This window comes from Pseudarthrobacter sp. BRE9 (assembly GCF_031844305.1).
Classification (GTDB): domain Bacteria; phylum Actinomycetota; class Actinomycetes; order Actinomycetales; family Micrococcaceae; genus Arthrobacter.
The window spans coordinates 1-20,439 of sequence record NZ_JAUZUY010000016.1; the positions used below are offsets into that span (position 1 = coordinate 1).

The window sequence follows — 20,439 nt, forward strand, 5'->3', positions numbered from 1 at the left end:
TATGGTCGAAACCAACCTCGTCATTGGGGTTGTTGGGCATGGGGTATTTCCTTTCGATCCGGGGAAGATCTGCTTGGGTGGGAAAATTAGAAAACTGACCAGCCGGTGCGGTCGGACAGGTCGGCAAGGGCTGCCGTGCCGGCGAGGGAGTTGCCTTTCGCGTCCAGGCGGGGGCTCCACACGCAGATGGCGCACTGGCCCGGCACGATGACCAGGATTCCGCCGCCCACCCCGCTCTTGCCGGGCAGCCCCACGCGGTAGGCGAATTCGCCGGCGGCGTCATACATGCCGCAGGTGAGCATGATGGAGCCGATCCGCTTGGCCTCGCTGGGTGACAGCACCGTGCCGGAGGCTCCCTGTCCGTCGTTGGCAAGGAACAGGCCGGCCTTGGCCAACTCCGTGCAGGTCATCATGATGGAGCATTGGCGGACATAGTTTTCCACCACTGCTTCCGCGGGCTGGGTGAGGTTGCCGAAGTCCTTCAGGAAGTGCGCCAGGGCAAGGTTGCGGCTGCTGCCCGCCAATTCACCGGCAGCTGCCGCCTCGTCAATGAACGGCCCGTGCCGTTCCGGCGCCTTTCCCTGGCCGCCTGCCTGCTGACCCGCTTGTTCGGTGAGGAACCGCAGGAGGTGCGCAGCGGCGTCGGGCGTCCCTTCCATCAGGTGGTCGGTGACCACCAGGGCGCCGGCATTGATGAAGGGGTTGCGCGGGATGCCGTGTTCGGCTTCGAGCTGGACCAGGGAGTTGAAGGCCGTTCCGGACGGCTCACGCAGCACCCGTTGCCACAGGCGGCCCGACCCGCCGCCCTGCAGCGCCATGGCCAGGGTAAACACCTTGGAGATGCTCTGGATGGAGAAGGGGACGTCTGCGTCGCCGGAGCAAAAGACGTCACCGGTTGTGGTGGCGACGGCGATTCCAAACCGGTTGAAGGGGACGTTGGCCAGGAAGGGGATGTTTCGGGGTACGGCACCCGTTTCCTTCCGCGGCCGGTGCTGCCGGACGATGTCCTCGAGGAGGATGTCCAGGGGTGGTGCGCCGAGCGTTGTGGTCATTTCCTGCCTGAAGTGTCGTAGGAGGTGGAGGCCCACTCCTGGAGGTGGAGCAGTGCCACCAGGGTGTCCCTGGGACTGCCGAAGTTGAGGCCCGTCACCCGGGTGGCCTTGGCCACCCGGTAGTAGACGGTGTTCTTGTGCAGTTTCATCCGCCTGGCGCACTCGGCGACGTCAAAGGACGCGTCGAAATACGCGCGGAGGGTTTCGGCGAGTTCGGCGTCCTCCTGGAGGAGCGCTGCCAGGCTGCGGTGGCGGAAAGGTGAAGAGTGGAAGTTCCGCACCGCCTCGCGGTAGAGGATTTCCGCTTCGAAATCCTCTACACCGGCAACCGTGCCTGGTTCCGCGGTGCCTACGCAGGCCAGCAGCGCCTCCGTAATACGGGTCACCGTGTGGAGGGATAACAGGTCCGGTGCCAGGGGCCCGACGGCGGCGTACGGAGTGATGCCGAGGTGTTTGCGGGCATCCCGAACGATGGCCTCGGCCAGCGACCTTAGCCCCGATTCCGCGGTGCTCGACTGCAGGTCAGGCACGATCATCGCGGTGTCACCGTTGAACTGGCCGACGACGGCGGTGGGCTTATAGGCGGCTGCGTGGATGGACGCGAGGTTGGCAAGTTCGCCGTGCTTGAGCCCGGCGTCGTCGGCCCGCGAGTCGGCGTCGGACAGGCCGATGAGGATGAGTGCGGCGGGACGTTCCGACGGGATTTTTCCGCTGTGGGCAGAGGCGGCGGCTTCCGCGGGGCCTGACAGGATCCGCGCAATCCGGTCCTCCCGCATGTGGACGGACTGCTGGTTGCGGTAGCGGATCAGTTCGGCGGAGACGCGTGCCGCGGATCCGGTGAGGACGTATTCGACATCCGGACCAAAGCCGCCGCCGGTTTCCTGGAGCCAGATGTAGCCCATGATCCGGTCGCCTGCGAAAAGTGCGATGGCCGCCCTTTCCCGCAGCCCGTCCTGGGGCCTTTCGGGGACACGGACGGGTTGTCGGGTGCGGTGGAGTTCCCGGTAGGCGCCGAGGTCCTTGAGCAGCAGTTCGTATTTGCGGGGGCCGCGGCGGGCCAGGATGGACGCTTTCCGGAGTTCATCAATGTCGTTGGTGACGGTGGAATAGGCCAGGACTTTGTTGGCGGCATCCTCAATGAGCACGTGGCTGGACGTGAGCCGCGCCGTGGTCTGGGCGATCGCGAACAGGTCTTCCTCGAGCAGCGTCAGTACTTCGCTCTGGTAGCTGCGCGGCTGGATCCGGTCCTTGGCGATGGAGAGCAGGCGGTCCCAGTCCGCTGCGGGATCCACCAGCAGCAGCCCGGACCCGGCTGCGCGGAGGAGTTCTTCCGCTTCGGCGAGGTCTTCACGCTGGCCCTTCAGGGCGACCACCGGGGGCGGGTCCTTCAGGAGGCGACGGAGGGCGGGCAGCGCGGACCTGCCACGGACCCCGATGAGCAGCACAAAGGCTTTGGCGGCCTCGATTGCTTCGTCGTCGGCGTCGACAATCAGGAACCGTTCGATGGCCGGCGCCGAAGGGGCAGGCCGGAGGATAAGGCTGGCGAAGCCAAGGGGGAGATCCGAGAGGATGTCATCCACCGTAACCGCGGCCATGGGTTGTCCTTTTGCGTTGATCCCACCGGACGGCTCTGTCCGGTCACCTCATGCTATCCAGCGTCGTGATGTGAGTTCATGGAATCCGTTCCAAGTTCAAGGAACCATTTTTGGTTTCCAGCCCGAGGCGAAGGCTGCCCATGGTCCGGAATGACCTGCTGTAACGCCGAAAGGCGGGCCAGCCCATGCTGGCCCGCCTTTGGTGCGGTCTATGTGTTCCCGTCAGATCCAGGCCGGTGCCGGTGGCGCCGGGGTGACCAATCCGCCGTCGTGCTTTGACGTGGTTCCGTCCGTGCCCCGTCCGGTGGCCCACTGCGCGATGGCCGGCAGATAACCCGAAACCACGGTGGGCGACGCGGCCGCAGTGTCGCCGTACGTAAGCGGCGAGGCCTGGCCGGTGACCTCGACAACCAGGTCCTTGTCCGTCCCGCGGGCGTGCCAGGCGCCGGTGATGTCCTTGAGCAGCCGTTCCAGGACGGGCGCGGGGATGTCCTTGAAGGTCGCCCCGTTGTCCAGGTCCACGGCGTGCACCCATACCTCGCGGGTGCGCATCCACACTGTTTCTTCCGCCGGCACCGTCCTGCCCTGGACGGTTTTGACCTTGTGATGCCAGGAATCAGCAGGCAGGTCCCGCCATTCCACGTTGAGGTGCACGGCAGAGTGGTCGAACAGGTTCCGCAGGGCGATGGGGCTCAGCGTGGCGCCGAAGTCGATCTCGTGGTTGCGGACCTCAACGGAGGGATACATGGGCGTTTCCACACCGGTGGCCGCCCACTCCACGAGGCGCGCGATGGCCCGGGCGTTGTAGCCCACGTGGGCTACAACGTGGCGGCGGGTCCAACCCGGCAGCAGCGAGTCCCCGTCGAGGTCCGCGTCCGGAAGCTCGTTGAGCTTGCGGGCAAAGAACGCGGTGCCGCGCCGGGCCTGCAGCAGCCCGTCGAGCAGGACGGGATCAATGGTCTGGTCGTGCCGGGCAACCATCAGGCTTCCTTGACCACGCGGTTCGTCAGTTGGCCCAGGCCCTCGATGGTGGTCACCAGGATCTGGCCCTCCTGCAGGTAGCGCTTGGGGTCCTGGGCGTGGCCCACCCCGCCGGGGGTGCCTGTGGCAATGACGTCGCCGGGGTTGAGGGTGGTGATCGTGGAGATGTAGGAGACCAGGAATTCCGGGGTGAACACCAGGTCCGAGGTGGGAGTGCTCTGCTGGATTTCACCGTCCACGGCCGAGGTCATCAGCGGTCCGGCGGTGAACTCGTCCTTGGTGACCAGGGCGGGGCCGAACGGGGTGGACTTCTCCCAGGTCTTGCCCTGCAGCCACTGGATTGTTCGGAACTGGTAGTCGCGCATGGACACGTCATTCAGAACTGCATAGCCGGCGATGTGTCCGGCGGCCTCCGCCTCGGGGATCCGGCGGCCGGCCTTGCCGATTACCACGGCGAGCTCCGCTTCCCAGTCCACCGTGTCCGATTCCTGCGGCAGCGCGAGGTCGTCGTTGGGGCCGATCAGGGATTCGGCGTACTTGGCGAACAGGGTGGGGTGCTCGGGAACCTCGCGGCCCATCTCCTTGATGTGGTTGCGGTAGTTGTGCCCCACGCAGATGATCTTGCCGGGGGACGGTACGACGGCGGCCAAGTCGGCACCGGCCAGGGGGTGCGTTGCGCCGTGGGCTGCCTTCGCCGTGGTTTCCCAGTTGGGGTCCTGCAGCAGGGCACCGACGTCGGAGAAGCCCGGAATCTCGGTGAGGGTGTCACCGTCCTGGCGGACCGCCGTCGTGCTGTTGCTGTTGCCTGTGCCGTTGGTCAGGCGGAGGGTGAGGAGTTTCATTACTTGGTGCGTCCTTCGGTGTAGGTGCGGTTGAAGTTCAGGCGCTCGAAGATGGGGGCGTCGCTGAACCGGAACAGATCAAACTCCGATTCGGCCTGCAGCGACCAGGCGGCCCAGGACGGCACCACGAAGAGGTCGCCCTTGGCCAGGACCCTGGTTTCGCCGTTCAGGGTTACGCTGCCGGTGCCTTCGAAGACCTGCCAGACGCTGGAGCCCACCTCGCGGATGGTCTCGGTCGAGGCGCCGGCGCGGAGCCGGTGGAACTCGGCCCGGATGGTAGGCATCACGTCCCCGCCGGTGGTGGGGTTGGTGAACCGGACGGCGGCGTGGCCCTGGGAGACGGTGGCGGGGTGGCCCTCGTCCTCGAGGAGCAGCTGTTCGCGCAGGGCGGCGTCCGTGTGCTTCCACCGGTAGGCCGCGATCGGGGAGTTGGTGGTGTCATCGAGCCCGGAGAGCGGGCGCAGGCCCGGATGGGCCCAGAGCCGCTCCGAGCGGGAGATGTCCGGGGTGGCTTCGTCGGTGACCCGCTCGGTGCCGAACTCGAAGAAGCCGGCGTCGGCGTAGTGCACGAACGGGATGTCCAGGCCGTCGATCCACGCCATGGGCTCGTCGGTGTCGTTGTGGTGGCCGTGGAAGTTCCAGCCCGGGGTGAGCAGGAAGTCGCCGCGGGACATCCGGACCGGGTCCCCGTTCACCACGGTCCACACGCCCTCGCCCTCAACAACGAAGCGGAAGGCGTTCTGCGAGTGGCGGTGCTCCGGGGCCGTCTCGCGGCCGCCGAGGTACTGGATGGCCGCCCACAGCGTTGGAGTGGCGTAGGGGGTGCCGGCCAGGCCCGGGTTGGCCAGTGCGATGGCCCGGCGTTCCCCGCCACGCCCCACCGGCACCAGGTCGCCGGCGCGGGCGGCCAGGGGGTAGAGGCCATTCCACCGCCAGACGTGGGGCACTGCTTTCGGTGACGGAACCATGGGCATGAGGTCCGCGATCTCCGTCCACAACGGAATCAGGTTCTCTTTATCGAAATCCCGGTACAGCTGCTCAAGCTGGGCAGCCTCCTCCGGGGTGGGCGCGGGAACATGGTGTTCCTGTGCCACGGATTCGTGCGTTTGGTTTTCAGCGCTGATCGACACTGGCCTTCTCCTTGCGTGCGGACTGACTGCGGCGTGGATTCGACCCTAGGGAAGATCTGCTGTGATCCCCAGCATATTCTGGCAGGCAGAATTCTTGCGGAGTGGCGCCGCTGGCCCTGCTCAGGCACCCCCTGGGCTGTCCGCCGGATTGGCGGCGATGTCCAGTTCCAGCTGGCGCCGCGTTTCCATCATGACGCTGACCAGTCCGGCGTCGAACAGCGGCCGGAACCGTGCCACCGGGGTTGCCACGCTCAATGCGCCCACCACCATGCCCTTGCCGTTGTGCAGGGCCATTCCGAAGGCGCTGATGCCCTCCTCGGTGCCCTCGAAGTTGGCGGCGAATCCGTTGGCACGGACCGACTCCAGCTCGCGCAGGAAGGCGGGGTACTCGGCGCCCGGGATGTAGTCGCCGGCCAATTCTGCGTTGGGGCTGCGGAACAGCTGCTCCAGCACCGTGGGATCGAGTTCGGCCAGGATGGCTTTGCCGCCTGAAGCCTTGTGTGCGGGGAGAAGTGTTCCCTGGCGGTCCCCGACACGCAGGATGTTGCTGCTCTCCACCGTGTCCAGGAAGCGGACCTTGGTGCCCACCCGGATCATGAGGTTGACGGTCTCGTTGGTGCGCGCGCACAGCAGTTCCATGTGCGGCCGTGAAATATCCCGCAGCTTCCTGGTCCAACTGAAGCCTGCCGGGCCCGCCCCCATAGCCGGCCCGGGCACGTACCGGCGCGTTTCGTCCTGGATGGCAAAGCCGCGGTATACCAGCATGGCCAGGAGCCGGTGGGCCGTGGACGGCGCCACGCCCAGTTCCTCCGCCGCGTCCTTGAGCCGCAGGCTGCCAACGTCCCGAAGCAGCTGGAGAAGCTGCAGGGCATTGTCCACCGCTTCGATGGAATAGGTGGGCTTCCGCCGGGCAGGAAGATTCTGCATAACAGAATCTTATGGGCGGTGCGCTATGGCTGCCAGCACAGTGGTGGGATGAATCACACAACTTCCGCTGCAGCGCCGCAGCCTACGGCCGCCCCCGCTCGGGGCACAGGCCTTTCCGGGTTCCCCCGGCGTTCCGTGCTTGCCGTCCTGGTGTGCTGGCTGCTGGTCGTTTTCGACGGCTATGACCTGATCGTCTACGGCACAGTCCAGGGCTCGCTCATCAGCGATACCGGCTGGGGCCTGACCAAGGCCACGGCCGGAACCATCGGGTCCATGGCCTTCGTCGGCATGATGATCGGCGCGGTCTTCGCCGGCCGGATGTCCGATACCTGGGGCCGCCGGCACACCATTATCGGCTGCGCCATCGTGTTCTCCGTCTTCACCATCCTCTGTGCCTTTGCGCCCAATGCGCCGGTCTTTGGCGGCCTCCGCCTGCTGGCCGGCATCGGACTGGGCGGCCTGGTGCCCTCGGCCAATGCCCTCGTGGCCGAACTGGTGCCGGAAAAATGGCGGTCCACCATCGCCACCCTGATGATGTCCGGCGTTCCCATCGGCGGCTCCATCGCCGCCCTGGTGGGCATCCCGCTGATTCCAGCCTTCGGCTGGCCCGTCATGTTCCTGGTCGCGGTCGTCGCCCTGCTGGTGGTGATCCCCTTGGGCCTTCGGTACCTGCCGGAAACCCTGGCGCCTAAGCCTGCCAGCACAACCGCCGGCACCACCGCCAAGGCGTCGGTGGGATTCGGTTCGCTGCTTCGGGCGCCCTACCTCGGCACCAGCGTGTTGTTTGCCATCGGCACCCTGGTGACCCTCTTCGCCTGGTACGGCCTGGGCACCTGGCTGCCCAACCTTATGCAGCTGGCGGGCTACAACCTTGGATCCGCCCTGACCTTCGCGCTGGCGCTTAACCTCGGTGCCGTAGCCGGCTCGGTACTGACCGCCTGGGCCGGCACCCGGTTCGGGCCCATCCCCACGGCCATTGCGGCGGCAGCCGTGGCCGCCGTCGCCCTGGTGGTCCTGGTGACCGGGCCGCCCGTCGCCGTCGTCTATTTCATGCTGGTGCTTGCCGGCGTGGGAACGCACGGCACCCAGTGCCTGATCATCGCCGCCGTCGCCAGCCACTATCCCGCGCACCTTCGCGGTACCGCACTGGGCTGGGCACTCGGGGTGGGCCGGATCGGCGCCGTGGCCGCCCCGCAGGCCGGCGGGCTCCTGCTCGCAGCAGGCCTGGGCGTCAATTCAAACTTCCTGGCGTTTGCCGGAGCAGCCGCCGCGGCAGCAGTCCTGATCGCAGCAGTCGGCATCAAAATCAAGAAATCAACAGCAGTAGGAGTTTCGAATGTCTAACGTCAAAGAGTCCACCGACGTCCTCGTGGTGGGCGGCGGCATGGCCGGACTGGCCGGAGCCCTGGCGCTCCGCGAAAACGGCGCCGAGGTCACGCTGGTTGAAGTGGCACCGGCCTTCGGTGAAGTGGGTGCGGGCCTGCAGATGGCCCCCAACGCTTCCCGCGTCCTCAAGCGTTGGGGCCTGCTGGAGAAGGCGCTGGAAATCGGCGTCCAGCCCAAGCACCTGGTGTTCCGCGATGCGGTCACCGGCGAGGAACTGACCCGCCAGACCCTGGGCCGCGAGTTCGAGGAACGCTACGGCGCTCCCTACGTTGTCATCCACCGCAGCGACCTGCATCGCATCCTACTGGAGGCCTGCCAGGAAGCCGGCGTCACCCTGGTGAACGACGTCCTGGTGCAGAAGGTGGAAACCGACGGTGACCTTGCCCGCGCCTACACCGCCAAGGGCGAGGTTTTCGAGGCCGACGCCATCCTGGCAGCGGACGGTCTGAAGTCCACCCTCCGCGGCACGGTTGCCAACGACGGTCCGGTGAACTCGGCCTACGTGGCCTACCGCGGGACGGTGCCCATCACGGAGGAGACCCCGGCCGCGGACCTGGAGGACGTCATTGTCTACCTGGGCCCGAACTGCCACCTGGTCCAGTACCCGCTGCGGAAGGGCCAGCTGCTCAACACCGTAGCAGTGTTCAAGTCCCCGTCATTCGAACGCGGCGAGGAGCAGTACGGCGGCGTCGACGAGTTGGAGGCGGCGTACAAGGACTGCGTCCCGGCCGTGCAGGAAGCCCTGAAGAACCTGGCCACCGGCATCCGCTGGCCCATGTACGACCGCAACCCCATCGAGAACTGGGTGTCCGGCCGCATGGCACTCATCGGCGATGCCGCACACCCCATGCTGCAGTACCTGGCCCAGGGTGCCTGCCAGGCGCTGGAGGACGCGGCGGTGCTGCAGGACGTGGCCCGCAACAAGGTCTTCACCCCCGAGGGGATCGACGCCGGCGCCTGGGAGGCTGCCTTCCGCGAGTTCAACGAAGCCCGCGCCGCCCGGACGGCCCGGGTGCAGCGGACGGCCCGGATCTGGGGCGAGTCCTGGCACGTGGACGGTGTGGCCCGCGTCCTGCGGAACATGCTGTTCAAGAGCCGCGGCGACAACAACTTCCAGTACAACGACTGGCTGTACGGCCGCGGCGAGCCCGGCGTTCCGGCGGAGGCCCCGGCAGGCGCCAAACTCGTGGAAGCCTAAGCACCGCTCACAAAGGCGGGCGTACGACGGCGGGTGGCTCCCGCCGTCGTACGCCCGCCTTTGGTGTGGCACAGAAGGCAGCGGAAACCGTCATCGATCGCTCCCTAACTGTCCTTCTGGCCCGTCAAAACGGCTGTTACGGAGCAATCGATGCGTTTATTGGGGTGCGGGGCCGGTGGACTCCCGGATGGTCAGGTGGGTGGGCATGACGGCCAGCTGGCGGCTGGCGCTTCCTGACAGCGGGTTGAGCTGGGCCAGCAGCATGGACACCGCCACCCTGCCGGCCTGTTCGATGGGACTGGAGATGGTGGTCAGGGGCGGGTTGCAGAAGTCGGCGCCGAAGATGTCGTCCGATCCGATGATGCTCATGTCGGCGGGCACCCGGATACCGCGGGCCTGCAGGCGTTGGAGCATGCCGATGGCCAGCAGGTCGTTGAAGACGATGCAGCCCGTTGCCCCCGTCCTGACCGCTGCGTCCGCCGCGGCGGCCCCCGACGTGGTCTTCGGCGTGTAAGGCCCAATCCTGTGGACCTCCATCCCGCGCCTTGTAGCGTCCTCCTCGAAGACCTTCCACCGCATCTGGTTTGACCATGAAGTGGGCGGACCGGCGACGTAGCAGACTTTATGGTGGCCCAGGGAGGCCAGGTGTTCCAGCGCCTGGATGATGGCCGACGGCGTATCGATCATCACCGTGGGGGCGCTGGTGGAGGCCCGGTTGAAGGTGACCAGCGGCTGGGTCCGCGAGACCTCCGCCAATTGCGCGTCCGTCAGGCGCGAAGCGGCAAGGATGAAACCGTCGGCGGACTTGCGCATCTTGTGCAGCGCATCCAGTTCCATTTCGCTGGACTCCTCTGTGTCCACCAAAAGCTGGGTCACGCCGGCGGCCTTGAGCTGGTGCTGGGCCCCGCGGATGATGTCGAAGTAGAACGGATTGGTAATGTCGGGCACCAGCACGGCAACAGCGTTGGTCCGTCCGGAGCTGAGCCCGCGGGCCTGCGAACTGGGCACGTAGTTCAATTCCGCAGCCGCTTCTTCTATCCGTACCCGCGTGCGCGGGTTGACCCGGTCCGGCCGGGCGAGAGCGCGTGACACGGTGGACGTTGCCACCCCCGCCAGCGCGGCGACGTCGCGGATGGTGGGCGGACGGTCCGGCCGCGCATCCCTTGTTGGGGCGCCCTTTGCGGTTTCTGCAGCCCCTTGATCAGCCATGGCAGTGGACCTTTCCTTGCTGGCTGGACGAACCGCCATCCCCAGTTTCCTGCCGGCGTGCCCTGACTTTTACTGCATCCATCAGAGCACTCATGGCAACTTTTGGCAACCGCTTGCCACAGGCTTGCCGCCTTCCTAGACTGACTTTCGAGTCGCCTGCAGTGATTTCCGCCACAGGACGGATGTGGCCATGTGGGTGTCCTAGAGGAGAAAAACAATGAGGTTTAAATCGACTACTGGGCTTGCGGCGATTGTTACGGCTGCAGCACTCGCCCTGACCGGTTGCGGTTCGGGTTCCGGGACCGGCGGGGGAGGTTCCACGAACGCAGACGGCAAAGTGGACGGAACGGGCAAGACCCTCAACGTCCTGGTGAACGTTTCCAGCCAGTACCCCGAGCAGCAGAAGCAGTGGCAGTCAGACATCGCTGCGAAGTTCAAGGCCGAGACAGGAGCGGACGTAAAGTTCGAAACCTTCGCCTCGGCCAACGATGAACTCACGCGTATCCAGACGTCCGTGGTCTCCGGGCAGGGTCCGGACGTTTACAGCCTCGGTACGACTTTCACCCCAACTGCCTTCTCCACCAAGGCCTTTGTCACCCTCACCGACGACGACTGGAAGAAGGTGGGCGGCAAGGACCGGTTCAACCCCGCAGCCCTCGGCATCTCCGGACCGGACAAGGACCACCAGGTTGGCATTCCCTTCGTCAGCCGCCCGTTCGTGATGGCCTACAACAAGGACCTGCTGGCCGCTGCCGGCATCGACAAGCCCGCCACCACCTGGGACGAGCTTGCTGTCCAGGCCAAGAAGATGACCAAGGGCGACACCTACGGCCTCGCCACCGGATACAAGGACAGCTTCGATCCCTGGAAGTTCATCTGGGCCATGTCCGTCCAGGCCGGCAACCCGTTGGTTGACGGCAACAAGCTGAAGATGGATGACCCCGCCGTCAAGAAGGCCTACGAGACGTACTTCGGCTGGCTGACCAACGACAAGGTCGTCGATCCTGCCTCCGTGGGCTGGAGCAACAGCAACGCCGTGGCCGCCTTTGCCAGCGGCAAGGCCGGCTACCTGATGATGACCACTGCCACCTCCATCCCGACGCTCGATAAGTCCGCAATTGCCGGCAAGTACGAGTACACCCTCATGCCCACGGTCGCACCCGGCCAGACGCAGTCCAAGTCCGACGGTGACGCCGCCAGCATCCTCTCCGGTGACAACCTGGTGGTCGCCGACTACTCGAAGCAGCAGGACCTGGCCTTCGCATACATCAAGCTGATCACCTCCAAGGATGAGCAGCTGAACTACCAGAAGATCTTCGGTGACCTGCCGGCCAACGCCGAGGCCCTCGCCAGCCTGACCGACCCGAAGCTCAAGCCGATGGCCGAGGCCGCTGCCAAGTCCAAGGCGACACCCTTCACCGGTGCCTGGGGCGATATCCAGCTCGCGCTCCTGAACGTGACCGTGCAGTCGGTTCCGGACCTGGCCGCCGGCAAGGTGGACGCATCGGCCCTCGAATCCCGGATCAAAGATGCCCAGAACAAGGGCCAGGCTTCCCTGGACCGGGCCTCCAAAGGATAAGTTCTGATGTCAACCGACGCCTCTAACGAAGTCCGGCTTGCGGCGGAGTCCGCCGCAAGCCGGGCGGCCCGGGATGCTGATGCGACCGGGCAACAGCCTGACCACAACGACGGGCTGCGCCGGAAAGGCCTGAGCGAACGGAACCGGCCGCTCTGGATGCTGATCCCGGGCGGGGTCCTGATGATCATCATCATCGTGCTGCCGCTCCTGCTCGGCATTTACATGTCCGTCCTCAATCTGGACCAGTACACGCTGCGGAAATGGGTCAGTGCGCCGTTCATCGGGGTTGAAAACTTCGTTGAAGCCGTCACTGCCTCGCCCCTCCTGCACGCTGTCTGGCTCAGTGTCAGCTACTCGTTGCTCGCCATGGTGGTGACCCTGCCGCTCGGTATCGCTGCCGCCGTCGCAACCCAGAACGCGTTCAAGGGCCGCGCCGTCATCCGCTCGGTCTTCCTCATCCCGTACGTCCTTCCCTCCTTCGTGGTGGCAACCGTATGGCGCACCATGCTCCGCCCGGGCGGCGTCGTGGACGAGGCCCTCGGGAGCGTGGGAATCCACACTGGACTGTGGCTCAATGGGCCACAGACCTTCTGGACGCTGGTACTGGTCCAGATCTGGGCCTCCTGGCCGTTCATCTACCTGCTGGCGCTGTCCGGCCTGCAGTCAGTGGACCATGAGGTCCATGAAGCGTCCGCACTCGACGGGGCGCTGTGGTGGAACAAGCTGCGCTACGTCATCTTCCCTTACCTCAAGGGACCGCTGGCGCTCGCATTCCTGATCGGCATGCTGCACCACATAAACAACTTCACCCTTCCGTTCGTGTTGTTCGGTGTTCCTGCGCCTGCGGACGTGGAAGTCCTCCCGATCCTCACGTACGTGACGAGTTTCCAGAGCTTCCGCTTCGGCTTGAGCGCAGCCATGGCCTTCGTCTCCCTGGTGCTCATCGCCATTCCGTTGTTCATCTACCTCCGCGCCGTAAAGCTCGACGACGCCGACTCACCAGGAGCCAAGAAATGAGCACCACGACAGCCAAACGGCAGGGCGCGCCGGCCTCCGAGGTCGACCGTCCGGGGTCGCATCGACAGCACGAGGTGCTGCGGCTGCTCCCGGCCCCCCTGTTGATCATCGTCCTGGTTTTCCTGGGCGCCCTGGTCCTGATTCCGGTGCTGTATATCTTCCTGGCCTCCGTGAACTCGGACATCGGGGTGGCCAACGGCGAATTCTGGCCGTCCACGGTGACGTTCGAGAACTACTCGAAGATCTGGACCAGCGTGGGCCTGGCCGGCGGCCTCGCCAACAGCGTCCTGGTGGCCGGAGCAACCGCAGTGGTCTCCGCCGCGCTGTCCGTATCCACCGCGTTCGTCCTGGTCCGCTACAGCTTCCGTGGCAGGCTGACCATCCTCCGCGGCCTGCTGGCCCTGCAGTCCGTGCCCGGTACCCTCATGGTGCTGCCGGTCTTCGTCCTGTTCTCCTCGGCCGCCACGTACCTGGGGATCCAGGTCATCGGCACCCAGTGGGGCCTGTTCGTGACCTACCTGACGTTCGCCATGCCGTTCTCCACCTGGGTGATGGTCACCTACCTCCGGGGGCTTCCCAGGGAGCTGGAGGAGGCAGCCAAAATCGACGGCGCGTCCAACCTGGGGGTGCTGTTCCGGATCGTCCTGCCGCTGAGCTGGCCCGGCATCGTTGTCTCCGGCATCTTTGCCTTCCTGCTTGGCTGGAACGACGTGTTGTTCGCATCGGTGATGACCCGGCCGGAAAGCCAGACGGCCGCCGTCGCGCTTCAAATCTTCGGCGCTTCCCAGGAAGGCGGTGCCATTCCGTTCTACGGCCAGCTGATGGCGGCAGCCCTTGTCTGCGCGGCACCAGTAGTCATTCTGTACCTGATTTTCCAGCGTTACCTAGTAGGCGGGCTGACCGCCGGAGGAGTTAAATAACCATGGTTTCGACCACCCAGGTCACCTGGCAGCTGTCAGGCTTCGGCGACGAGATCGACGACGACCCTGCAGTCCAGGCAGCAGTCCTGCAGGCCCTCGGCGCCAACCACATCGAAGTCCGCAGCGCCTGGGGCACCAACATCGTGGACCTGAGCGATGAACAGCTCCAGGCCCTGAAGTCCCTGCTGGCGGAAAAAGACATGAAAGTCTCCGCCATCGCTTCCCCCATTGGCAAAGTGGATGTCAGCCTCCCCGTGGAGCACGAAGTGGAACGGCTGCGCCGGGCAGTGAACGCCGCCAAGGTCCTGGACGCCAGCTACATCCGCATCTTCTCCTTCTACTACGGCGAATCAGTGCAGGTGGACAGCATCCGCGACGCCGTGATGGAGCGGATGCGGGCGCTCGCCGATGTGGCGGAGGAAAGCGGCGTGATCCTGCTGCACGAGAACGAAAAGGACATCTTCGGCGACGTTCCCGACCGCGTCCTGGACATCATCCAGACCGTCAATTCGCCGGCCCTGAAGGTGGCCTGGGATGCTGCGAACTTTGTCCAGGTGGGGGTCAAGCCCTTCGACGAGGGGTACGCCAAACTGCGGCCGCACCTTGAATACCTGCAGGTCAAGGACGCGTTGTTCGAGAACGGCCACGTGGTCCCGGCCGGTGAAGGGGACGGGGATGTGCTCCGCACCGTGGAGGCCCTGAAGGCCGACGGCTACCAGGGCTTCGCCTCCCTGGAGCCGCACCTCGCCGGTGCCCACGGGCTGGGCGGGTTCTCCGGCCCCACCGCCTTCGGCATCGCCGCACGCGCCTTCGCAAAAGTCACCGCAGAAGCAGGAGTCCAGACCGCATGAGCACCTTGAACGTAGCCATCACCGGGTGTGGCGTTATTGGCCGCACCCACGCCGTAGCCCTCCAGGCATTTCCGGAGGTCCGGATCGTCGCCCTCGTGGATGCCATTCCGGCAGCATCAGAGTCCCTGGCGGACTTCATCGAAAAGAAAGGCGGGCCACGGCCGCCGCAGTTCACCACCCTGCAGGAGGCCTTCGGCGCTGCCGACATCGACCTCGTGGCGCTGGCCACCCCCAGCGGACTGCACATCCAGCAGGGCCTGGAAGTCCTGGCTGCCGGGAAGCACGTGGTCATCGAAAAGCCCCTTGACGTTGATCTCACCCAGGCCCAGGAAATCGAAGCCGCCGCCAAGGAAGCGGCGGGCAGGGGGATCGTGGCCTCGGTCATCAGCCAGCACCGCTTTGACCAGTCCAGCGTCGCTGTTGCCGACGCCGTGGCCAAGGGACGCTTCGGCCGGCTGACCTCCGCCATCGCCTCCGTTGCCTGGTGGCGCAGCCAGGGATACTACGACTCCGGCGACTGGCGGGGCACTTGGTCCATGGACGGCGGCGGAGCCCTGATGAACCAGGGCGTCCATACCGTGGACCTGCTGCTGTGGTTCATGGGACGCCCCGTTGAGATCCACGCGCACACGGCCCGGCTTGCGCACGAACGCATCGAGGTCGAAGACACCGCCGTTGCCACCATCACGTTCGAGAACGGCGGCCTGGCAGTCCTGCATGCAACCACCGCGGCGTACCCCGGCCTGACCGTACGGGTCCAGCTCATGGGCTCCGAAGGATCCGCTGTGGTGGACAACGACCGGCTGCAGTACTTCCACAGCAGGGATGCCGGCGGAGAATCCGCGGACATGGGCCTGCAGGGTGGCGGCAACCAGGCGGAAGAGGAACTGGCCAAATATCCGGAGGAGGACTACAAGGCCGCGGATCCCACCGTCTATCCTGCCGGCCACGTCCGGCAGTACCGGGACATCCTGGCCGCCATCGTCGGCGGACGGCAGGCCGGCGTCACCGTCAGCGACGCCGTCAACGCGCTCGCCGCGGTGCGCTCCGTCTACGTTTCGGCCACCCTTGGCCAGCCCGTCCTCTTCGACGACGTCCTGGCAGGCAAGTACAACGATCTTGAAGTCCGCACCGGCAGCACCGCGGCAGAAAGCGCCTGAGTTATGAAGTTTTCAGTATTTACCGCATCAACCCCCGAGTGGACGCCCGAAGAAGCAGTGCAGCACCTCGCCGACCAGGGCTGGGACGGCGTGGAGTGGCGGATCACGGACCAGGCCGACGCCCCCGAGCCGGGATTCTGGGCCGGCAACAAGGCCACGGTCCCGCTCACCGGCATGGAAGACCACCTGGACCGGATCGCCGCCCTCACGTCCGGCGCCGGCCTGGAATTCTCCGGCATCGGCGGATACGCGCGGTGCGACAACCACGAGGACGTGGACCGCATGCTGGCCGCCACCGCCAGGCTGGGCGCGGGCCAGGTCCGGGTGACCACGCTTCCCTTGGGAACGGCGGCATGGGGGAACGAGCCTGCCAGCGGGACGCCGTACCCTGAGCTCTTTGCCGGAGCCCGCCGTGATTTCGAATGGATCGCCGAACGGGCTGCCCACCATGGGGTGAAGGCCCTTGTGGAACTTCACCACCGCACCATCACCGCTTCGGCCTCCTCCGCCCTGCGGCTGCTGGACGGACTGGATCCGCGGCACGTGGGCGTGATCCACGACCTGGGCAACCTGCTGATCGAAGGACAGGAGGACTACCTCCCCGCGTTCGAACTCTTGGGCGACTACCTGGCACACGTGCACGTGAAGAACGCGGTGTGGGTCAACAGCGGTGAAACCGACGACTCCGGCGCCGCCGTCTTCCGAAACCAATGGGCTCCGCTGCGGTCAGGCCAGGGCAGCGTGCTGGAGTACTTCAAGGCGCTCGCGGCCTATGGCTACGACGGCTGGGTGACGGTGGAGGACTTCTCCACCGAGCTCCCGCTGGCCGATCGGACGGCGGACAACCTCGACTACCTCCGCTCCACGGCCGCGCTGGCCGGGCTCTCCGTCCCGGCAGGGAGGCGTTGAGCCATGGGAACGCCGATTGCGGACCACCCGGACCGGCTCCTGCCGGCTGATCCCGGCGTCCGGGACATCGCCCGGTCACTTTTCAAAAAGGTGGAGGGGCTGCCCATCATTTCCCCGCACGGGCACGTGGATGCTGCCGTCATCGAGCGGAACACCCCCTTTCCGGACCCGGCTGCCCTGCTGGTCACCCCGGACCACTACGTCACCCGGCTGATCCACGCCGGCGGGGTACCCATGGACCAGCTCGGACTGGGCAGCCGGCCCGCCGATTCGCGGCAGGTGTGGCGGCACTTCTGCGAGGCATGGCCGGCGTTTGAAGGAACCGCATCCGGTTACTGGATCCGGCAGGAGTTCACCCACGTGTTCGGGCTGGCGGAGGAACCGTCCGCGGAGAACGCGGACCGGCTTTACGACGCCCTGCAGGCCAAACTCTCGGAGCCGGGCTTCCGGCCCCGGGAGCTCTTCAAGGAATTCAACATCGAGGTGCTCGCCACCACGGACGATCCCCTGGATACGCTGGACAGCCACGCCGCGCTGCACGCCGACCCTGCGTTCGCCGCGCGCGTGCTGCCCACCTTCCGCCCCGACCAGTATCTGAACATGGCGCATCCGGCCTGGCAGGACAACGTGGAGCGCCTCGTCGATTCCGCAGGGGAAGGCGCTTCGGGTTACGCCGGCTACATCAGGGCACTTGAGGCCCGGCGGCGGCACTTCGTGGAGCGCGGCGCGGTCTCGGCGGACCACGGCGTCTTCACGCCGGCCACCCTGAAGCTGGACGACACCGAGGCGGAGCGGCTTTTCGAGCGGGGGCGGGCCGGCCAGGCAAGTGCTGCCGACCGGGACGCCTTCGAAGCGCACATGATCTACCAGATGGCGCGGATGTCGGTGGAGGACGGACTGGTCATGACCATCCATCCGGGCTCGTTCCGCAACCACCACGCGCCGACGTTCAAGGCGTTCGGGGCGGATACCGGCCATGACATCCCGGTAGCGGTCAACTACACCGAAGCCGTCCGGCCGCTGCTCCAGGATTTCGGGACGGCCAAGGATTTCCACCTGGTCCTCTTCACGCTCGACGAGACTGTGTTCTCCCGCGAACTTGCCCCGCTGGCCGGGTTCTACCCGTCGGTGTACCTGGGGGCACCCTGGTGGTTCCTGGATGCACCGGACGCCATGCTCCGCTTCCGGTCCGCGGTGACGGAAACAGCCGGCTTCTCCCGGTCCTCGGGCTTCATCGATGACACCCGGGCCTTTTGCTCCATCCCGGCCCGCCATGACACCGCCCGCCGGATTGAAGCCTCCTTCCTGGCCCGGCTGGTGGCGGAGCACCGGGTCACCGAAGAACGCGCGCACGAACTGATCGTGGACATCGTGGACGCCTCGCCCCGGCGGGTGTTCAAGCTGTGAATACCCCGCCTGCCCGCGACTCTGTTCCTGCACTGAACCGTGTTCCCGTGCTGGACCGGAACCTGAAGCCGCTGCCCAAGGCCCCGGTGCGCATCGTGCACCTTGGACTGGGGGCATTCCACCGGTCCCACCAGGCCTGGTACACCCAGCACGCGCCGGACGCGGCCGAGTGGGGAATCGCGGCGTTCACGGGCCGACGCCCCGACGCCGCGGAGGCCCTCTCCGCCCAGGACTGCCTCTACACCCTGGTGGAGAGGTCTGCCGGCGGGGACAGCTTCGAAGTCATCGGAAGCATCGTTGAAGCCGTGGACGGTGCTGATGTCGCCCGGCTGTGCCGGCTCATCGCCGCCCCGGAAACGGCGGTTGTCACCCTCACCATCACCGAGGCTGCCTACGGGCTGGCGGCGGATGGAACGTTCGACGCCGATGCGCCAGGTGTGGCGGATGACCTCCGCGCGCTGTCGGCAGCGGCAGCCGGGGAGACTGCCGCTGCCGGGGAGGCTGCCGCTTCCGGCGGGACTGCTGCTTCCGGCGAGGCACGGGTGCCCGGCACTCCTTTGGGACGCCTGGTGCTGGCCCTCGCAGCCCGGCGGGACAGCGGCGCCGGGCCGATCGCCGTCGTCAGCTGTGACAACCTCTCGGCCAACGGCGACGTTGCCCGCCGGGGAATCCTCGGCATGGCGTCAGCCTGGGGCCAGGACCTGGCCGAGTGGATCGGGGCGAATGTCAGCTTCGTCAGCACCTCGGTGGACCGGATCACGCCACGGACCACTGAGGAGGACATCATGGAAGTGGCAGAGCAGTGCGGCTACAGCGACCACTCGCCGGTGGTTGCCGAGCCGTTCCGGAACTGGGTGCTCAGCGGCAATTTCCCGGCCGGCAAGCCCCGCTGGGAGGACGCGGGCGCCGTCGTGGTTGATGACATCGAGCCCTACGAGAACCGGAAGCTGTGGCTGCTCAACGGTTCGCACTCGATCCTGGCCTACGCCGGGCAACTGTGCGGGCACGTCACGGTGGCCGAGGCGCTGGCCGACCCGCTGTGCCGGAAGGCTGTGGAGGACTTTTGGGACGAGGCCGCAAACCACCTGAAGGGGCAGGGACTGGACGTCCCGCAGTACCGGGAGGCGCTGCTTGAGCGCTTTGGAAATGCGCGGATCGCCCACCGGCTTGCCCAGATCGCTGCCGACGCCACCACAAAATTGCGGATGCGCGCCGTACCTGTCCTGACGGCTGAGCGCGCCGAAGGGCGCAGCGGTGCCGGAGCCGGCCTGATGCTTGCCGCGTGGGTCGATTATCTGAACACCGCCAGGGACGTCCAGGATCCGCTGGCCGCGGAGATCCAGGCGGCCAATGCCCTCGAGGGCATCGAGAGGGTCCAGGCCCTGCTCCGCCTGGTCAATGCCGGCATCGCCGAAGACACGGATATCGTCGCCCTGGTACACGGCCTGTGCGGATCCTTCACTGTGACGACGCCGGCTCCCGCTACCCCCACACACACCTAACCCTGCTTTTCTGACAACGCTTTCACTTCCGGAAGGAACAGTTAATTCCCATGAAGATCATTGCCGCCGATGTTTTCGTTACCAGTCCGTCCCGGAACTTTGTGACGCTCCGGATTACTACTGAGGATGGTGTGACGGGTATTGGTGATGCGACGTTGAATGGGCGGGAGTTGGCTGTTGCGGCGTATTTGAAGGAGCATGTGGCGCAGCTGCTGATTGGTAAGGACGCGCATCGGATTGAGGATACGTGGCAGTTCCTGTACCGGAGTGCGTATTGGCGGCGGGGTCCGGTGACGATGGCGGCGATCGCTGCGGTGGATATGGCGTTGTGGGATATCAAGGGCAAGCTGGCGGGGATGCCGGTGTACCAGTTGCTGGGTGGTGCGTCGCGGAACGGGTTGCGGGCGTACGGGCACGCCTCGGGCGCTGACATTGAGTCGTTGTTTGATTCGGTGCGGGAGCATTTGGAGCTGGGGTATAAGTCGATCCGGATCCAGACGGCGGTGCCGGGGATCAAGGCCGTGTATGGGGTGGCGGCGCAGGCGCAGGCGTCGGGGGAGCGGTATGACTATGAGCCGGCCGGGCGGGGTGCGTTCCCGGTGGAGGAGGATTGGGACACTCGGGCGTATTTGCGGCATTTGCCGACGGTGTTTGAGGCGGTCCGGAACGAGTTCGGCCCGGAGATCCCGTTGTTGCATGACGGGCATCACCGGATGACGCCGATCCAGGCCGCGAAGCTGGGCAAGGCGTTGGAGCCGTATGACCTGTTCTGGT

The 20,439-nt window shown here is 66.1% G+C and carries 17 protein-coding genes and 1 pseudogene; 11 read left to right on the forward strand and 7 right to left on the reverse strand.

Annotation, left to right across the window (positions count from 1 at the left end; all coding sequences use genetic code 11):
- Positions 1-86: 86 nt before the first annotated feature.
- The 6 genes from Q9R31_RS19950 to Q9R31_RS19975 all read right to left on the reverse strand — a co-directional run bounded on the left by Q9R31_RS19950 (position 87) and on the right by Q9R31_RS19975 (position 6,527).
- Positions 87-1,052 carry a glutaminase gene (locus Q9R31_RS19950; protein WP_311264444.1) on the reverse strand — a complete coding sequence of 322 codons (966 nt, stop codon included), beginning with the start codon at positions 1,050-1,052 and terminating at the stop codon, positions 87-89.
- The gene (locus tag Q9R31_RS19955; protein ID WP_311264445.1) at positions 1,049-2,647 is read right to left on the reverse strand and encodes a helix-turn-helix domain-containing protein; all 1,599 of its coding nucleotides are present in this window, start codon (positions 2,645-2,647) and stop codon (positions 1,049-1,051) included. Before Q9R31_RS19955 ends, Q9R31_RS19950 begins: the two co-directional genes overlap by 4 nt.
- Before the next feature lie 222 nt (positions 2,648-2,869).
- Positions 2,870-3,628, reverse strand: coding sequence for a maleylpyruvate isomerase family mycothiol-dependent enzyme (locus Q9R31_RS19960; protein WP_311264446.1), 759 nt, complete (start codon positions 3,626-3,628; stop codon positions 2,870-2,872).
- Complete coding sequence (locus Q9R31_RS19965) at positions 3,628-4,470, reverse strand: fumarylacetoacetate hydrolase family protein (protein ID WP_311264447.1); 843 nt, start codon at positions 4,468-4,470, stop codon at positions 3,628-3,630. The genes Q9R31_RS19960 and Q9R31_RS19965 overlap by 1 nt, the downstream gene beginning before the upstream one ends.
- Positions 4,470-5,600, reverse strand: a complete 1,131-nt coding sequence (locus Q9R31_RS19970) for a cupin domain-containing protein (protein ID WP_311264448.1) — start codon at positions 5,598-5,600, stop codon at positions 4,470-4,472. Before Q9R31_RS19970 ends, Q9R31_RS19965 begins: the two co-directional genes overlap by 1 nt.
- Positions 5,601-5,720: 120 nt before the next feature.
- Positions 5,721-6,527, reverse strand: a complete 807-nt coding sequence (locus Q9R31_RS19975; protein ID WP_311264449.1) for an IclR family transcriptional regulator — start codon at positions 6,525-6,527, stop codon at positions 5,721-5,723.
- Positions 6,528-6,575: 48 nt separating this feature from the next.
- On the opposite strand from Q9R31_RS19975, the gene Q9R31_RS19980 reads away from it, so the two are divergent.
- Both Q9R31_RS19980 and Q9R31_RS19985 read left to right on the forward strand, forming a co-directional pair.
- Entirely contained in the window at positions 6,576-7,871 is a 1,296-nt protein-coding gene (locus Q9R31_RS19980) for an aromatic acid/H+ symport family MFS transporter (RefSeq protein ID WP_311264450.1), read from the forward strand.
- Positions 7,864-9,111 (forward strand): FAD-dependent oxidoreductase, encoded by a 1,248-nt coding sequence (locus Q9R31_RS19985; RefSeq protein WP_311264451.1) that lies wholly within the window; start codon positions 7,864-7,866, stop codon positions 9,109-9,111. The genes Q9R31_RS19980 and Q9R31_RS19985 overlap by 8 nt, the downstream gene beginning before the upstream one ends.
- Before the next feature lie 156 nt (positions 9,112-9,267).
- Here the strand turns inward: Q9R31_RS19985 and Q9R31_RS19990 are convergent, their stop codons facing one another.
- Entirely contained in the window at positions 9,268-10,320 is a 1,053-nt protein-coding gene (locus Q9R31_RS19990) for a LacI family DNA-binding transcriptional regulator (protein ID WP_311264452.1), read from the reverse strand.
- A 217-nt stretch (positions 10,321-10,537) separates the two neighbouring features.
- On the opposite strand from Q9R31_RS19990, the gene Q9R31_RS19995 reads away from it, so the two are divergent.
- The 9 genes and pseudogenes from Q9R31_RS19995 to Q9R31_RS20035 all read left to right on the forward strand — a co-directional run.
- Positions 10,538-11,899: an extracellular solute-binding protein gene (locus Q9R31_RS19995; protein WP_311264453.1), complete on the forward strand. Its 1,362-nt coding sequence runs from the start codon at positions 10,538-10,540 to the stop codon at positions 11,897-11,899.
- 6 nt (positions 11,900-11,905) lie between these two features.
- Positions 11,906-12,916: a sugar ABC transporter permease gene (locus Q9R31_RS20000; RefSeq protein WP_311264454.1), complete on the forward strand. Its 1,011-nt coding sequence runs from the start codon at positions 11,906-11,908 to the stop codon at positions 12,914-12,916.
- The gene (locus Q9R31_RS20005; protein ID WP_311264455.1) at positions 12,913-13,836 is read left to right on the forward strand and encodes a carbohydrate ABC transporter permease; all 924 of its coding nucleotides are present in this window, start codon (positions 12,913-12,915) and stop codon (positions 13,834-13,836) included. Before Q9R31_RS20000 ends, Q9R31_RS20005 begins: the two co-directional genes overlap by 4 nt.
- A 2-nt stretch (positions 13,837-13,838) precedes the next feature.
- Positions 13,839-14,687 (forward strand): sugar phosphate isomerase/epimerase family protein, encoded by an 849-nt coding sequence (locus Q9R31_RS20010; protein ID WP_311264456.1) that lies wholly within the window; start codon positions 13,839-13,841, stop codon positions 14,685-14,687.
- On the forward strand, positions 14,684-15,847 hold the full coding sequence (locus Q9R31_RS20015) for a Gfo/Idh/MocA family oxidoreductase (protein ID WP_311264457.1): 1,164 nt from the start codon (positions 14,684-14,686) through the stop codon (positions 15,845-15,847). The genes Q9R31_RS20010 and Q9R31_RS20015 overlap by 4 nt, the downstream gene beginning before the upstream one ends.
- A 3-nt stretch (positions 15,848-15,850) precedes the next feature.
- Positions 15,851-16,756: a sugar phosphate isomerase/epimerase family protein gene (locus tag Q9R31_RS20020; protein WP_311264458.1), complete on the forward strand. Its 906-nt coding sequence runs from the start codon at positions 15,851-15,853 to the stop codon at positions 16,754-16,756.
- 3 nt (positions 16,757-16,759) lie between these two features.
- Positions 16,760-18,163, forward strand: a complete 1,404-nt coding sequence (uxaC, locus tag Q9R31_RS20025) for a glucuronate isomerase (RefSeq protein WP_311264459.1) — start codon at positions 16,760-16,762, stop codon at positions 18,161-18,163.
- A complete protein-coding gene (locus Q9R31_RS20030; protein WP_311264460.1) occupies positions 18,160-19,665 on the forward strand; it encodes a mannitol dehydrogenase family protein in 1,506 nt (501 codons plus the stop codon). Before uxaC ends, Q9R31_RS20030 begins: the two co-directional genes overlap by 4 nt.
- Positions 19,666-19,715: 50 nt before the next feature.
- Positions 19,716-20,439 (forward strand): annotated as a pseudogene (locus Q9R31_RS20035) (bifunctional D-altronate/D-mannonate dehydratase); the annotation flags it as partial.